Annotated in this window: 14 protein-coding genes; 12 read left to right on the forward strand and 2 right to left on the reverse strand. The window is 61.7% G+C overall.

The window, feature by feature from the left end:
- The first annotated feature begins 15 nt into the window (after nt 1-15).
- From GGD50_RS16890 to GGD50_RS16920, 7 genes are read left to right on the forward strand one after another with little or no spacing between them, the layout of a single operon-like run.
- Nucleotides 16-1,524 carry a sugar ABC transporter ATP-binding protein gene (locus GGD50_RS16890; protein WP_183938502.1) on the forward strand — a complete coding sequence of 503 codons (1,509 nt, stop codon included), beginning with the start codon at nt 16-18 and terminating at the stop codon, nt 1,522-1,524.
- Nucleotides 1,521-2,486, forward strand: a complete 966-nt coding sequence (locus tag GGD50_RS16895) for an ABC transporter permease (RefSeq protein WP_183938503.1) — start codon at nt 1,521-1,523, stop codon at nt 2,484-2,486. Before GGD50_RS16890 ends, GGD50_RS16895 begins: the two co-directional genes overlap by 4 nt.
- A complete protein-coding gene (locus tag GGD50_RS16900; RefSeq protein WP_183938504.1) occupies nt 2,483-3,424 on the forward strand; it encodes an ABC transporter permease in 942 nt (313 codons plus the stop codon). Before GGD50_RS16895 ends, GGD50_RS16900 begins: the two co-directional genes overlap by 4 nt.
- Nucleotides 3,421-4,377, forward strand: coding sequence for an amidohydrolase family protein (locus GGD50_RS16905; protein ID WP_183938505.1), 957 nt, complete (start codon nt 3,421-3,423; stop codon nt 4,375-4,377). The genes GGD50_RS16900 and GGD50_RS16905 overlap by 4 nt, the downstream gene beginning before the upstream one ends.
- Nucleotides 4,370-5,680: an alanine racemase gene (locus tag GGD50_RS16910; protein ID WP_183938506.1), complete on the forward strand. Its 1,311-nt coding sequence runs from the start codon at nt 4,370-4,372 to the stop codon at nt 5,678-5,680. The genes GGD50_RS16905 and GGD50_RS16910 overlap by 8 nt, the downstream gene beginning before the upstream one ends.
- A 36-nt stretch (nt 5,681-5,716) precedes the next feature.
- Nucleotides 5,717-6,061, forward strand: coding sequence for a RidA family protein (locus GGD50_RS16915; RefSeq protein ID WP_183938507.1), 345 nt, complete (start codon nt 5,717-5,719; stop codon nt 6,059-6,061).
- 31 nt (nt 6,062-6,092) lie between these two features.
- Nucleotides 6,093-7,106, forward strand: a complete 1,014-nt coding sequence (locus tag GGD50_RS16920; RefSeq protein WP_183938508.1) for a succinylglutamate desuccinylase/aspartoacylase family protein — start codon at nt 6,093-6,095, stop codon at nt 7,104-7,106.
- A gap of 9 nt (nt 7,107-7,115) precedes the next feature.
- Here GGD50_RS16920 and GGD50_RS16925 read toward each other — a convergent pair whose 3' ends face one another.
- Nucleotides 7,116-8,300, reverse strand: a complete 1,185-nt coding sequence (locus GGD50_RS16925) for a hypothetical protein (protein WP_183938509.1) — start codon at nt 8,298-8,300, stop codon at nt 7,116-7,118.
- A gap of 160 nt (nt 8,301-8,460) precedes the next feature.
- Nucleotides 8,461-9,228 carry an SDR family NAD(P)-dependent oxidoreductase gene (locus tag GGD50_RS16930; RefSeq protein ID WP_183938510.1) on the reverse strand — a complete coding sequence of 256 codons (768 nt, stop codon included), beginning with the start codon at nt 9,226-9,228 and terminating at the stop codon, nt 8,461-8,463.
- Between the two features lie 118 nt (nt 9,229-9,346).
- Here GGD50_RS16930 and GGD50_RS16935 point away from each other — a divergent pair, with 118 nt between their 5' ends.
- From GGD50_RS16935 to GGD50_RS16955, 5 genes are all read left to right on the forward strand, one after another.
- Complete coding sequence (locus GGD50_RS16935; RefSeq protein ID WP_183938511.1) at nt 9,347-10,525, forward strand: helix-turn-helix domain-containing protein; 1,179 nt, start codon at nt 9,347-9,349, stop codon at nt 10,523-10,525.
- Nucleotides 10,526-10,667: 142 nt separating this feature from the next.
- Nucleotides 10,668-11,732 carry an ABC transporter substrate-binding protein gene (locus tag GGD50_RS16940; protein ID WP_183938512.1) on the forward strand — a complete coding sequence of 355 codons (1,065 nt, stop codon included), beginning with the start codon at nt 10,668-10,670 and terminating at the stop codon, nt 11,730-11,732.
- Entirely contained in the window at nt 11,729-12,763 is a 1,035-nt protein-coding gene (locus tag GGD50_RS16945; RefSeq protein WP_183938513.1) for a FecCD family ABC transporter permease, read from the forward strand. The genes GGD50_RS16940 and GGD50_RS16945 overlap by 4 nt, the downstream gene beginning before the upstream one ends.
- Nucleotides 12,753-13,541: an ATP-binding cassette domain-containing protein gene (locus GGD50_RS16950; protein ID WP_183938514.1), complete on the forward strand. Its 789-nt coding sequence runs from the start codon at nt 12,753-12,755 to the stop codon at nt 13,539-13,541. Before GGD50_RS16945 ends, GGD50_RS16950 begins: the two co-directional genes overlap by 11 nt.
- A complete protein-coding gene (locus GGD50_RS16955) occupies nt 13,538-14,269 on the forward strand; it encodes a molybdate ABC transporter substrate-binding protein (RefSeq protein WP_183938515.1) in 732 nt (243 codons plus the stop codon). The genes GGD50_RS16950 and GGD50_RS16955 overlap by 4 nt, the downstream gene beginning before the upstream one ends.
- The last annotated feature ends 32 nt before the right edge of the window (nt 14,270-14,301 follow it).

The following is a 14,301-nucleotide window of genomic DNA, read 5'->3' on the forward strand; positions in this document are numbered from 1 at the left end:
TTGAAGGAAGCCGTCATGAAGGAAGAAAATCCCCTGCTGGAAGCCCGGCAGGTGTTCAAGGGATTTTTCGGCAATCCCGTTTTGAAGGGCGTCGACATCGCCCTTCTTCCGGGCAGGGTTCATGCCCTGCTCGGAGAAAACGGCGCCGGCAAGTCTACGCTGATCAACCTGTTGTCCGGTGCTCTCCAGCCCGACAGTGGTTCCATCGTCGTTGACGGCAAGCCCGTCGGACGCTTCAGTCCGGCGGCTGCGCGTGCGGCGGGTATCGCCGTGGTCCAGCAGGAGCTGAGCCTCACGGCGAACCTCTCGATTGCCGAGAATATCGGGCTCGGCGCGTTTCCGCGCCGGTTCGGCCTCATCGATTATGAAGCGCTTCATCGCGGCGTGCTGGAAGTCTGCGACATGGTGGGGCTTACCGAACCCATCGACATGCCGGTTGCCGATCTCGCGCTCGGCCGCCGTCAGATGGTGGAGATTGCCAAGGCGCTGTTCCGCAAGCCGTGCGTGCTCATTCTGGACGAGCCGACCTCGTCGCTGTCAGCTCATGAAGCCGGCATCCTTGCCCAGGTCATCGAGACGCTGAGGAAGCGCGGCATCGCACTTCTTTATATTTCTCACCGCCTCAATGAGGTGCAGGCGCTTTGCTCGCATGTCACGGTGCTGAAGGACGGCGGCGTCACGGCAGATCAGTCGTTATCCGGCATCGATGGCGAAGGACTGGTGCGCCTTATGGTCGGCCGCGAGACCGGCGACCTGTTCCCGCCGCGTCCAGCCGCAACGCCCGGCGCGACGCGCATCAGCGTCGAAGACTTTTCCGCCGGTAAGGTGCGCCACATCGGCTTCTCCGCTCGCGCCGGCGGGATCGTCGGCATCGGCGGGCTCGTGGGGCAGGGGCAGGAAGACTTGTTGCTCGGCCTCTATGGCGCAATTCCGGCCTCGGCTGCCCGAGCGGAGATTTCCGGAAAACCCTGCCTGCCCGCCCATGTCGGCGAGGCAAATGCGGCCGGCATCGTCTATGTCCCGGCCGACCGCAAACATGAGGGGCTGGTGCTGCCTCATTCCATCGCATCCAATCTCATCCTGCCCTCGCTCGGGCGGCTCGCCAGAAAGGGGCTGCGCGACCTGCGGGCCGAAGATGGCCTTGTCGCCGACCTCGCGCGTCGCCTGACGATCAAGGGCGATACGGCCCGCCCGGTGCAGGCGCTTTCCGGCGGTAACCAGCAGAAAGTGGCGCTCGCCAAATGGCTGCCGCTCGATCCGTCCGTGCTACTGCTCAACGATCCGACGCGCGGCGTCGACATCGAAACCAAGCGCGAAATCTACCTCATGCTCCGCGCCTTCGCCGCCGAGGGACGGCTGGTTATCCTGGCGAGTTCCGACACGCCTGAGCTGGTGCATCTTTGCGACCGCGTCGTGGTTCTGCGCGAAGGGCACGTTGTGGCGACGCTATCGGGCGCTGCGATCAGCGAAGGGGCGATCGTCGGTGCGGCCATGGGCGTCACGACACAGGGAGTGGCAGCATGAGCGTAGTTTCGTCATCCGGCAGGCTCTATGGCCTGATCCAGCTCCGCCGTAACCGCGGCCTCAGTGGCGTCTATCTGGTCGTCTCCGCCTTTCTCATCCTCTACGTCGTGCTCTTTCCGGGCATTCTTTCCATCAGCGGCTTTTCGAAGTTCACGCAGAATTGGTTCCCGCTTGCGCTCGTCACCATGGCGCAGGCAGTGCTTATGTTGAATGGCGGCATCACGCTGGCGATCGGGCCGCTGGTGAGCCTTGGGGCAGTGATCGCCGCGACGACAATGGAGGGGGCGCTCGGCGTCCCCGGCGGCATTCTTGCGGTCGCACTCGCCGGTCTTGCGATCGGCGCCGTCATTGGGGCCATCGTGACGCATCTGAGGCTTCCGGCGATCATCGTCACGCTCGCCGGCTCCTTCATCATAACCGGGGTCGCGCTCATCCTGCTGCCGCGACCGGGCGGGTTCATTCCCGAGTGGCTGTCGACGACGCTGGCCGGCGATACGCCCATTGCTTTCCTGTTGTTCGTCATGACGCTCGTGCTCTGGAAAGCCTTTCTCGCAACGCCGCTCGGCCTTGGCATCTATGCGGCCGGCGACAACCCTATCGGCGCATTCCGCTCCGGTGTCCCGGTCGAGCGGGTGAAGGTCGTCGCCTTCGCGCTATCAGGCCTTCTTGCAGCGCTGACCGGTCTCTTCGTCGCCGCGCAGACCGGGTCCGGCGATCCGGTCATCGGCGCGCCCTTTACGCTGAACTCGATTGCCGCCTCCGTGCTCGGCGGGGTCGGCTTCCTTGGCGGCAAGGGGACCATGCGCGGCGCGATCTGCGGCAGCCTGCTGCTCTCTGTCATGATCAACGTCATGTTTTTCCTGGGCTTTCCGCCGGTCGCGCAATATGTCGCGCAGGGCCTGATCATCGTCGGCGCGGTCGCGGTTCCGGAACTTCTCGCACAATGGAAGGCAAGGCAATGAACGTCATCAGGACCGCATTCCGCAACCCGCCGCTCCTGACCTTCCTTCTGGTCTCGCTCGTCTGGATCGTCGCAAGCTTCACGCTGCGCGGTTTCGGGGCCTACGGCCATCTGCGCTACCTGCTCGAACTCGCCGCGGTGATCGGCATTGCGGCTGCCGGCCAGACGCTCGTCATCCTGATGGGCGGCATCGATCTTTCCGTCGGCGCAGTGATCACCGTCACGGCAATTCTGCTGCCGCTCATCTCGCCCGCCTGGGATCCGACCGGCCTCGTCGGCATCGCGACATCCCTTGCCATCGCCGCCGGCATCGGCCTCATGAACGGGGCAGGCTCGGCCTATCTTCGCGTGCCGCCGATCATCATGACGCTTGCCATGGCGACCTTCCTGCAAGGCTTGCTTGTCATCATCGCCGGTGGCAGCGCGATCACCGTCAGCAATCCGGCGGTCATTCTGCTCGGCCAGGCGCGGCCGCTCGGCATTCCGGCAGGCATCGCGCTTTGGCTTGTCGTCTCGGTTGCCGTCCTGCTGCTCATCCATCGCATGCCGACCGGCGCACGTGTCCTTGCGCTTGGTGCGAACCCGCTGGTTGCCCGACTTTCCGGCGTCCGCGTCGAACGCAACACGCTGCTTGTCTATACACTGTCGGGCTTTTTTGCGGGCCTCGCCGGCATTCTCGTGCTGGGCATGAACCGGCAGGGCTATGTCGGCATCGGCGATCCCTATCTGCTGACCTCGATCGCGGCCGTCGTGCTCGGCGGCACGTCCATTCTAGGCGGCCGTGGCACCTATGCCGGTACCATTCCCGGTGCGATCCTACTCGTGACGACGACGGCGCTGATCACGGTCGTCAACGCCTCACCCGGCTGGCGGTCCATCATGTTCGGTACGCTGATCCTTGCGCTCCTCCTCGTATCCGGCCGCGAGGCGCGCCGATGACCGGATGCTATAACGGGCCGTTGATCGACCCGCATCATCACCTCTGGGATCTTACGCTAGAGCGCCATCCCTGGCTTCAGAAAGCGCGGGCGACCGGCGGGGAGACGGCTTTCGGAAGCCTCACACCGATCCTGCGCAACTACGGCATCGAAGATTATCGTGTCGACGCCGTGCGCCAGAACGTGGTTGCAACCATCCATGTGGAAGCCGGCTGGTCCGATGCGCATCCACTGGAAGAGACCGGCTGGCTGGATAGCCTCGACCGCAGCTCCGGTGTGGCGCGCCGTTATATCGCGCGGGTTCCTCTTGACGCGCCGGACCCCATGTGCCTGCTTGAGGCGGAAGCGGCAAACCCAAATGTCGTCGGCATCCGTGATATCGTGAGTTGGCATCCGGACCCGGCGAAGAGTTTTGCGCGACGCGCAGATCTGATGGACGATCCCGCCTGGCGGGCAGGGCTGGCCTACGCTGCGCGGCTTGGGCTGGTCTTCGACCTGATGCTTTATCCATGGCAGATGAAGGACGCGCTCGAGCTTGTGCGTGCCAGTCCTGAAACGCTGTTCGTGCTCAATCACGGCGGAAGCCCCATCGACCGGACGCCTGAAGGCATGACGCTCTGGCGCCAAGGCCTGCAGGCGCTCGGCAATGAGCCGAACGTGCGCCTGAAGATCTCCGATCTCGTCGCTTACGATAACCAGCGGACGCTCGAAAGCCTGCGCCCGGTGATCGAGCATTGCCTCGATTGTTTCGGCCCAACGCGCGCCATGTTCGCGAGCGATTTTCCAGTCGCGGGATTGTACGCTTCCTTCGACGACGTCTATCTGACCTTTCGCACGATCGCCTCGCAATTGTCTCTCGATGAACAACGCGCCTTGTTCTTTGTCACCGCAAACGACACCTACCGCCTCGGTATAGACGACGCGGCCGAGGTCCAGGGAGGTCGCCTTGCCTGACCTTCATATTGCGGAGGAAGCTATGCTGATCGATGACCGGGTGCGCGGCTTTCCTCCAGGCCATCCACCGCTCCCACTCGCGGCAATCGGCAAGCAGGGATGGAAGCCCTATGACGGCAGGATGGCCTTGCCGCTGATCTCGCTCGACCGGCAGGCCTTCTCCAACAATGTCGAGATGATGATGGCCTATGTGAAGAGCCACGGCGCCGAAATCGCGCCGCATGCCAAGACGCCGATGTCGACGGCACTGTCGGATATGCTTCTTACGGCAGGCGCCTGGGGCTCGACGGTTGCCGATATCCGCCAGGCCGCGGTCCTGCTCAAGGCGGGACAACGCCGTCTGATCCTCGCCAACGAGATCGGCGGGGCAGCCGCCGGCCGCCGGCTTGCTGCCCTGCTCGCTGATTATCCCGATGCGGAACTCCATATTTTCGTGGATTCGACGGTGCACGCCGACGCTCTTCGGTCCGCATGGCGGGAACGTGGAGATCTGCCGCCTCTCGGTCTGATGGTGGAGTTTGGCGCCGGTCGCGCCGGTGTTCGCAGCATCGACACCGCGACAGCAATTCTCGATGCGATCGTTGCCGCCGAGACGCCGACTTTCCGGCTGACTGGCATTGCTTCCTACGAGGGCTCCGCTGCGACTGCCGATCCCGAAGAGACGATGCGTCGGATCGAAGCGCTGATGGCGACGACGGCCGACTTCCTGCCCAAGGTCCGTTCGCGCATCGGTGACGAGCGGCCGCTCCTCGTCACGGCGGGCGGTTCGATCTTCTTCGACGTGGTGGTTGCGCGGCTTTCAGCCGCCGTTGCGGCCGATCCCGCGTGTGGTCTCGTGCTGCGCAGCGGCGCGATCTTCTTCCATGATCACGGCGTCTACGAGCGCGGCCTTATCGGCCTCGATGCACGGGGTGGATTCCGCGTCGGCGGCGAATTGGTTTCCGCGGCGGCGGGTTTCCGTCCTGCCCTGCGGGTCTGGGCCGAAGTTCTGTCTCGGCCGGAAGCAGGGCTTGCGATCTGCGGCATGGGCATGCGCGACGTGGCTATGGATCAGGGCCTGCCGCGGCCGCTCGCGCTATATCGTGACGGTGCGCGCCTCAGCGATCTCCAAAGCGCCGAAGTTCTCCGTCTCAACGATCAGCACGCCTTCGTCGCGCTTGCGGATGGTAGCGACGTTTCCGTGGGCGACGTGATCGAGTGCGGCATCTCGCATCCCTGCACCTGCCTTGACCGGCACGCAATCCTCTATGGCCTCGACCCGGATCATTCGGTGACTGCGGCCTATCTTACCAGCTTCGGCTGACCTTCCCTTCCAAAGCAAGAAAAGGAAAAAACTGACATGATCCAGCGTTATCAAAAGGGTTCGCGTATGAGCCAAGCCGTCAGCTACGGCGGGCTCGTCTATATCGCTGGCCAAGTCGCGGAAAATCGCAAGGCAGGCATCGAGGAACAGACCCGCGACGTGCTCGGCAAGATCGACGCCCTTTTGAAAGAAGCCGGCACTGACCGCTCCCGTCTCCTCGCCATCAACGTCTTCTTGCCGGCAATCGTCGACTTCGACGCGATGAATAGCGTTTATGATAACTGGATAGACATCGAAAACCCGCCGGCGCGCGCCTGCGTCGAGGCACGCCTCGCCGATCCGGATCTGCGCGTCGAAATGACGGCGGTCGCGGCCCTCTGACGGCAAGGCAACAGTCCGGACTGGAGACATCATGCATAGCGGCCTCGTCAATCCCATCGACTTTTCGCGTGAGGGCCGGCAGGCCGATCATCTCGCTATTCCCTATTCGATCGACCCTTCGCCCTATTATCAGATCCGCATCCCGATCCTTCGCCTAAAGAATGGCGAGGGGCCGTCTCTGCTTCTGATGGCCGGCAACCATGGCGACGAGTACGAGGGCGAACTCCAGCTCGGGCGGTTGATGCGCCGGTTGCGGGCGGAAGAAATCCGCGGCGCCGTCACCATCCTGCCGATGGCCAACCTGCCGGCGGTGATGGCGGCGAAGCGGTGCTCGCCCTTCGACGGCGGAAACCTCAATCGCGCGTTTCCCGGCGATTCCATGGGGACGCCGACGGCGCGTCTTGCCCATTTCCTCGAACACGAACTCTTCCCGCGCCATGACGTCGTGCTCGATCTGCATTCGGGCGGCACGTCCATGGCGCACCTGCCCTGCACGTTGATCGAGCGGCAGGCCGATGCCGCCCGCTTCGAACGGTCCGTTTCATTGATGCGTGCCATGGGCGCCTCGCATGCCTTCATCGCGGATAACGGGCCGACGGCGCCGACGTCGCTGGGGGGTGCCGGACGGGCAGGGACCGTCGGTCTTTCCGGGGAATTCGGCGGTGGCGGAACCGTGACGCCGGAGTCGATGGCCTTTACGGCGGCGGCGATCGACCGGCTGTTCATTGCGCTCGGCATCGTTGAGCGTCCGATCCTGTCGCGCGCACCGCTCCCCGAACCGGGGCCGTTGCAGCTTCTTTCGCTGTCTCGGCACAGCCAGGGCATCTATGCGAACCGCAGAGGCTGGTACGAGCCGGCCGTCGCACTCGGTTCAACCGTTTCCGCCGGCGACATTGCCGGTTGGTACCATGATCTGGAACGTCTGGAGCAGCCGGAGGAAAAGCTGCGCTTTGCGGAGAGCGGCATCGTCATTTCCCATAGGCTGCATTGCGACAGCCAGGCCGGCGACTGCCTGATCCAGGTCGCCGAACCCATCTCATCATGAGAAGGGGGATCAGGTGATTGCGTCGACTGCCGCCTTGACCCAGTCGAGGCGCTTTGCCGGTACGAGGCCGTAATTGTAGAAGTTCACACCGTCGGCGCCGGCATCGACGGCCGCCTTGGCGCGTGCGGCCAGGATCGCCGGGCCATCAACTTCCGGATAGAAGACACGCAGGCCCACCCCGAGGAATTTTCCCGGTCCGATTGCCGCCCGCCCACTCCGGATGACATCGGCGACGGTCTCCGGCTCCATGTCATAGCAGCAGAGGATCGCCCCGTCGCACAGCTTGCCGACGGCCGCGAGATCGACTCCGCCGAGCCAGCCGTCCTTCAGGTCGATAAGTATGATGTGTGTCGCCGGATCGGCGGCGGCCTTGATCTCTGCGATCAGACTGGTCACCGGTTCGCTGCGCCAAACGAGATAGGCGTGCAAATCCGGATGGTCGCGAAATGCATCGATGCCGGCGGCTGGAAAATCCGGGAATTGCCGTTCCGGGACGGCCCGGTCGCAGAGTTCCGCGATGAAGCGTGAGACGGATTTGCGCGCCCCTTCGACCGGCACGCCGGCCTTCGTGGCGCGCGCCGTGCAATGATCGCAGAAGCAGAGCGACAGCAGGAAGTCGTCTTCGGCGTTCAGACCGACGCCGTCTTTCTCGTGATGATATTCGTGCGCGAATCCCATGAAATTCGGGCTTTCGAGTTCCACCATATCAGGCCGATAGTTCGTCGTGATGTCGCGAACGAGCGTGACGGCATAGGCCCGCGCCGCCGGGCTGGAAGGGCAGAGATTGTAGTAGTTCGGATTGCCAAAGGCATTCCGCGTCACATGATCAGGATGCAGCATGCCGAGACGGGTGTTGTGGAGGCAGACTGTCCAGCACGAGACCTTGAGGCCTGTCGCGTCGCGTCCCCTAGCGAGCGCTCCCAGCATATCGCCGCGCTCGGTTACATTCCTAGACATCAGCGGCCGGATCACCTTGTCCTGCCATAGTCTTTCATCCGGGCGGAAATAGACCGTACCATCCTCCGGAAAATAGGCCTTCTGTTGCGGGCTCCGCGGCTGAAAAAACCGGCCGGCGTGATAGGAAGTTGCCATGCTGACCGCCGTGAGGCCCGCGCGACCGCGAAGGTCTGCGGCAAGCGCTTTAAGCCCCTGATCCTGAATGTCCCAGGGGTAAGTCCACATGGAAAGGTGCATGGCGTGCTCCCGATAGATCTGTCCGCTTTATAGAACATGTGTCCACAATAGTGTCCAGGCCAATCTTGGGGCACAGGCGGCTGTTGCACGCTGCCTTGTGGTTTGCCGGCGCTAAGGGTTGCCTGAAGGCTACAGGTAATCCTTAGCTGGCTATGGATGGTCAGATTGCAGTGAAGCCGTTGTCGACGAACAGATGGATGCCGTTGACGAAGCTGGATTCGTCCGAGGCGAGGTAGAGGGCAGCGCGTGCCACATCTTCCGGTTCTCCGATCCGGCCTTGCTGCGCCATGATTGCCGCATCCGAGACATCAACGCCGAGGGCCTGCAGTTCGGCCACCTCGCGCAGGCCGTGCGGCGTGCGGATGAAACCGGGGCAGACGGCGTTGCATCGAATATTGCGATCACGGAACTCGACGGCAATGGCGCGGGCGAACATGTGCACCGCCCCCTTCGTCGTGTCGTAGAGCACTTCCATCGGCGTCGCGGCAACGGCCGAGATCGACGAAGTACAAACGATGGAGCCACCGCCGGCGGCGATCATTCCCGGAAGCACGGCCTTGGTCATCAGGAACATCGAGCGCACGTTGACGCCGTGCAACCATTCCCATTCTTCCAGGGTCGTTTCGAGAAACGGTTTGATGACGATGGTGCCGGCGTGATTGAAGAGGATGGTCACGGCACCAAAACGATCCTCGATGCCCCTGACCGCTGCAATGACGGCCGCTTCGTCCGAAACGTCGGCAACCCAGTAATCGGCAACGCCGCCGGCATCCTGAATTGCCCGTACCGTCTCTGCGGCCGCGTCGCCGTTTCGGTCGATAATCGCAACCTTGGCGCCTTCCGCCGCAAACAGGCGTGAAGCCGCCCCACCCATTCCGGTGGCTCCGCCCGAAATGATGGCAATCTTATCCTTAAGCCTATCGGTCATTTATCCCCCACTGTCGTTGTCCGTTTTGGCGCAGTCCTGCGCTGGAACTGAACGCAATCCGCAAGTCTCCCGAAACTGCGCTTGGATTCCTTTCGAGGCAAGCCCGCCAGAGAGACCAATGCCAAAATCCGCACCCATTTTTCTAACACGGGAGCAGGCGACTGATCCTACCTTTCGCACGCAATCCGCCATCTTTGGCGCCGTGTTATTTGACAAAAATCTGAAGTTCTCTGTGACGGGAGAAGAAGAGTTGACCGTTCGCTGTCGGGGCGCTCATGATGCGCAACGGCCGCCGTTTTCAAACAAGCGAAGGGGAAGGCTTGATGGAAGGAAGGACGGAGTGACTGCCAAGACCTGCATGTCATATCAGGGGTCTGATCCCGACGCATTGTCCCTTCTATTGTCGACACCTGCCTCGCTGGTGACCGTGGAGCCCCGCAGCAAAAACATCCAATATTCCTGTCAATTTGCCGGCATCAACAAGCTGGCCATCGCCGATTGCCGTTACGAAGGAGAAATCCAGTTCGAGCGGAAGGGTGAAAGCGATAAGCTGCTGGTTTTTCTGCCTTCGGTCGGCGATGCCTACATAGGCCATACCAAATTGGGATCATTCTCGACCCCAGGATGGGGCACAATTGCCGACGGGAAAGTGCAAGAGAGGATGGAAATCGCCGGCCGGCGGCAACACCTCCTTCTTCTGTTGGAGCAAGCTGAGCTCAAGCGGCGCCTCGGCAACATGCTGGAGCGCACCATCTATGCGGACATTGAATTCCATCCGGATCTCGATTTGGAAGGTGGGCCGGGCAAGCTGCTGAGAATGCTTTCAGAGACAACATTCGCTGGCTTGGCGGATGAAAAAGGCTTGCAACAATCGCCGCTTGCTGTTGCGAGTTTGACGGAAGCAATCAGCAATCTGTTGCTCGAAGCTCTCCCTCATAATTTTTCATTGGCACTTGCCGGGCCTGTGAGCATCGCAACGCCCAAACATGTGAAGCGGGCGATCGATCACATGCAGGCTCATCTGGCCGAGCCGATTACGCTGGAGGAGATTGCCGCCGCCGCTCAGACGAGCGTCCGGACATTGCAATGCACGTTTCGGCGGTTTCGCATGACGACGCCCATGGCCTTTCTGCAGGAGCTGCGGATGACAGCGGCTCGTAACGAGCTTCTGATTTCGGTTCCAGGGACTTCGGTTTCCGCCGTGGCGCAAAAATGGGGCCTTATGCATGCGGGCCGTTTTGCGGTTAATTATAAGAAAAGATTTGGTGAATTGCCTTCCGAAACGATCCGCGGATAGCGAAGCTCCTCTCAGGCAAGCTCATCAATGAGCTCGGGCGACCCGATCCTCGCTGTCTCCATCGAAATATCCAGACGAATATGACGCCGTTGTATATGGCAAAATATAATGATAGCGATTGCGGCTTCGTCTGGAGAACATCATGCTCAATATCGGTCGCCTCACTTCCGTTGCGAAAATCGTCATTGCTATCGGTAGTCTATTGTTTTCCACGCCGGCCTGGGCTGATCGGGTCGTGACGGACCAGATTGGCCGGCAGGTACACATTCCGGATACGGTCAACCGTGTCGTTATCCTCCAGCATCAAACGCTCAACATCGCGGTCCAACTCGATGCGATGGACAAGGTGGTCGGTGTTCTCGACGAGTGGAAAAAGCAGCTCGGCGCCAGCTATGTGCGGCTTGCTCGGCAACTGCCGAATTTGCCGATGCCGGGTGGCCTGACCAAGGTGAACATCGAGGAACTGCTGAAGCTGAAGCCGGATGTCGTGTTCGTCACCAATTACGCGCCGGCTGACATGGTGAAGCAGATCGAGGATGCCGGCCTTTCCGTCGTCGCAATCTCGCTTCTCGACGTTCCGCCGGAAGAGGCCGCCAAGCTCAATCCGTCCGTCAAGGATGAACCGGCCGCCATCGACTCCGGTTTTGCGACCGGCGTGCGGCTGATTGCCGATGTTCTCGGACGCAAGGACAAGGGCGAGGAGATGATTGCGGTTACCAAAAAGACCCGCAAGCTCGTTGCCGATCGCCTTGCCGATATCCCCGAAGACAAGCGCGTGCCCGTCTATATGGCGAATCCCGATCTCACCACCTATGGCCACGGCAAATATACCGGCCTGATGATGGAGCGCGCCGGTGCCCGCAATGTTGCCAATTCGATCGCCGGCTTCAAACAGGTGACGATGGAAGACGTGCTGACGTGGAATCCGGCCGTCATCTTCGTTCAGGAACGCTATCCGGCCGTCGTGGAAGATATCAAGAAGGCGGCGTCCTGGCAGACAGTCGATGCCGTCAAGAACGGCCAAATCTATCTGATGCCGGAATATGCCAAGGCTTGGGGTTATCCCATGCCGGAAGCCATGGCGCTTGGCGAACTCTGGATGGCGAAGGAGCTCTATCCCGAACGGTTCGCGGATATCGATATGCAGGCCGAGGCGAACGCCTATTATAAAGAATTCTACCGCACCGATTATCGCGCCGCGCAATGAGCGCGGATGCATTTCCCCGGCGCTCGCCGCAAATGATCATCGCTGTGCTGGCGCTTCTGCTGGTGGTCGTTGCTGTCGTTTCGCTCGGGATGGGCCGTTACGATATTCCGTTCTTGCGGGTGGTGGAGATTCTGCAGGCACCACTCTCTGAGCCGGTCGTGCCTGTGACGCCGACGGAATCCAATGTCGTGTTCACGGTGCGCATGCCGCGCATCCTGCTGGCGTTGCTGGCCGGCGCAGGCCTTGCGTTGTCGGGGGCGACATTGCAGGGCGTCTTCCGTAATCCTCTGGTTGGACCGCAGGTAATGGGTGTTTCCGCCGGTGCTGCTTTCGGCGGAACGCTCGCCATCCTCTTACGCTTCTCGCGCTATGGCCTTCTCGGCTCGGCCTTCGCCTTCGGGCTTTCTGCGCTCGTCATCGTTTATGCCTTGAACGGCATGGTGGCGCGTCGCAACATTCTTGCGCTCGTGCTTGCCGGTGTCGTGGTGAGCGGCTTCTTCGGCGCGCTGGTGAGCCTCGTGCAATATATGGCCGACACCGAAGACAAGCTGCCGGCCATGGTTTTCTGGCTGCTCGGCAGCTTCGCCACCGGCAATTGGGAGAAACTCTCCCTGATGTCGGGGCCGTTCGTAATTGGCGGCCTCCTGTTGCTGGGTTTGCGCTGGCGCATCAACCTGCTGTCGCTTGGTGACGAGGATGCCTACGCTCTCGGCGTCAATGTCGAGCCGCTACGCTGGCTGGTTCTGGTGCTCGTTTCCTGCATTGTTGCGGCGCAGGTCGCGGTCAGCGGTATCATCGGATGGGTGGGTCTTGTCGTGCCGCATATGGCGCGCATGCTCGTTGGCCCGGATCATCGGGTGATGATGCCAGCCTCGCTGATCATCGGCGCGCTCTACCTGTTGATCATCGATACCATCGCGCGGACAGCTACCAGCACCGAAATCCCGTTGGGCATCCTGACCGCGTTGATTGGCACGCCGGTCTTTGCTTTCGTGCTGAGACAGACCCAACGAGGCGCGCGTGGCTTCTGATCCGGTCAAGCTGCGCATTGAGAAGGCCAGCCAATCCTATGATGGCGAGCGCTGGCAGTTCCGCGATCTCGACTTGGCCCTGAGTGCAGGGGAAATCATTGCAATCCTGGGACCGAATGGCCGGGGCAAATCCACGTTGCTGCGCGTGCTGGCCGGACTTCTGAAGCCAACCGCCGGCAAGACGGTGTTGAGCCCGCGCACCGGCTTTGTGCCACAGGAGTTTTCCGGCTCCTTTCCCTATTCGGTGCTGGACGTCGTGCTGATGGGCCGGGCACGCCACATCGGCCTATTTCAGACGCCAGGCAAGATCGATGTCGAGAAGGCGATGGAGGCGCTTGTCGCTACTGGCATGGCCGATTATGCGCCGCGCAACATCGATGCGCTTTCCGGCGGCGAGCGCCAGCTCGTGCTGATTGCGCGGGCCTTGGCAGGCGAAAACGCGGTGCTGCTGCTTGACGAACCGGCCTCGGCGCTCGATCTTAAAAACCAGGATGTCGTGCTTTCGCTGGTCGGCGCCTTGGCCGATCGACAAGGATTGGCCATCGCTTTCACCACGCATCAGCCCAATCATGCGCTGGCTGTGGCCGACAAGGTCCTCCTCATGCTCGACCAGGCAAGAACCGTCTTCGGCGTCACCGACGAGGTGATGACGGAGGACAATCTCGAAGCGCTCTACGGCATTCCCGTCCGCTCGAGCAAGCTCGATAGCGGGCAGCGCATGAAAAGCGCTTTCGTGCCACTCTTCCGGCAAAGGCACAGGAAAGGAAGCCGCTCGTGACAGAGCCCGTTCGTGTCCTGTCTGCCGGCAGCATGCGTCACGCTTTTCCGGCTGTTGTCAGTGCTTTCGAGCAGGTAACGGGTATTGCTGTCTCACTGACGCTTGGGCCTGCCGGGCTGTTGCGTGGGCGGATCGAAGCTGGCGAAGCATTCGATCTCTTCGCCTCCGCCAACATGGCACATCCGCGACGCCTTGCCTCCATCGGCATTGCCGAAGATGCCGTCTGTTTTGCCCGCAACCGGCTCTGCGTGCTTGCCCGTGCCGATCTCGGCCTGACGACGGAGAATTTTCTAACCGTCCTTTCTGATCCGAGTGTGAAGATCGGCACGTCGACGCCGGGCGACGATCCCGCTGGTGACTATGCATTCCAGGTTTTCGACCGCATCGAGGCCCGACATCCGGGCAGGGGAGAGGCGATGAAATCCCGAGCGCGCCAACTGGTCGGTGGTCGCAACTCGCCGCCGACACCACCGGGCAAAGGGAGTGGCTATCTGATAACCGATGGCGAGGCCGATCTCATGATCAGCTACTATTCGAATGCGCGCCTGCTAGAGGCCGATCCGGCCTTCAGCGTCGTCGATATCCCCGGCGAATTTCTACCGCTTATCGAATACGGCGTCGCGGTTCGCACGAATGCGGGCACGGGAGCCAGGCGTCTGCGGGACTTTCTGCTGTCTCCGCGTGGGCAGGAGATTTTGCAGGAAACCGGATTCTCTCCGATCATTTAGCCCGCACCAAATCGTAGCGGCGCGGGCCGGAT

The organism is Martinezella paranaensis (assembly GCF_014200235.1).
Lineage (GTDB): Bacteria > Pseudomonadota > Alphaproteobacteria > Rhizobiales > Rhizobiaceae > Rhizobium > Rhizobium paranaense.

Coding starts and splice junctions, on each gene's coding strand:
- GGD50_RS16890 (WP_183938502.1), top strand. CDS start 16: ATGAAGGAAGAAAATCCCCTGCTGGAAGCCCGGCAGGTGTTCAAGGGA.
- GGD50_RS16895 (WP_183938503.1), top strand. CDS start 1,521: ATGAGCGTAGTTTCGTCATCCGGCAGGCTCTATGGCCTGATCCAGCTC.
- GGD50_RS16900 (WP_183938504.1), top strand. CDS start 2,483: ATGAACGTCATCAGGACCGCATTCCGCAACCCGCCGCTCCTGACCTTC.
- GGD50_RS16905 (WP_183938505.1), top strand. CDS start 3,421: ATGACCGGATGCTATAACGGGCCGTTGATCGACCCGCATCATCACCTC.
- GGD50_RS16915 (WP_183938507.1), top strand. CDS start 5,717: ATGATCCAGCGTTATCAAAAGGGTTCGCGTATGAGCCAAGCCGTCAGC.
- GGD50_RS16920 (WP_183938508.1), top strand. CDS start 6,093: ATGCATAGCGGCCTCGTCAATCCCATCGACTTTTCGCGTGAGGGCCGG.
- GGD50_RS16925 (WP_183938509.1), bottom strand. CDS start 8,300: ATGCACCTTTCCATGTGGACTTACCCCTGGGACATTCAGGATCAGGGG.
- GGD50_RS16930 (WP_183938510.1), bottom strand. CDS start 9,228: ATGACCGATAGGCTTAAGGATAAGATTGCCATCATTTCGGGCGGAGCC.
- GGD50_RS16935 (WP_183938511.1), top strand. CDS start 9,347: ATGCCAAAATCCGCACCCATTTTTCTAACACGGGAGCAGGCGACTGAT.
- GGD50_RS16940 (WP_183938512.1), top strand. CDS start 10,668: ATGCTCAATATCGGTCGCCTCACTTCCGTTGCGAAAATCGTCATTGCT.
- GGD50_RS16945 (WP_183938513.1), top strand. CDS start 11,729: ATGAGCGCGGATGCATTTCCCCGGCGCTCGCCGCAAATGATCATCGCT.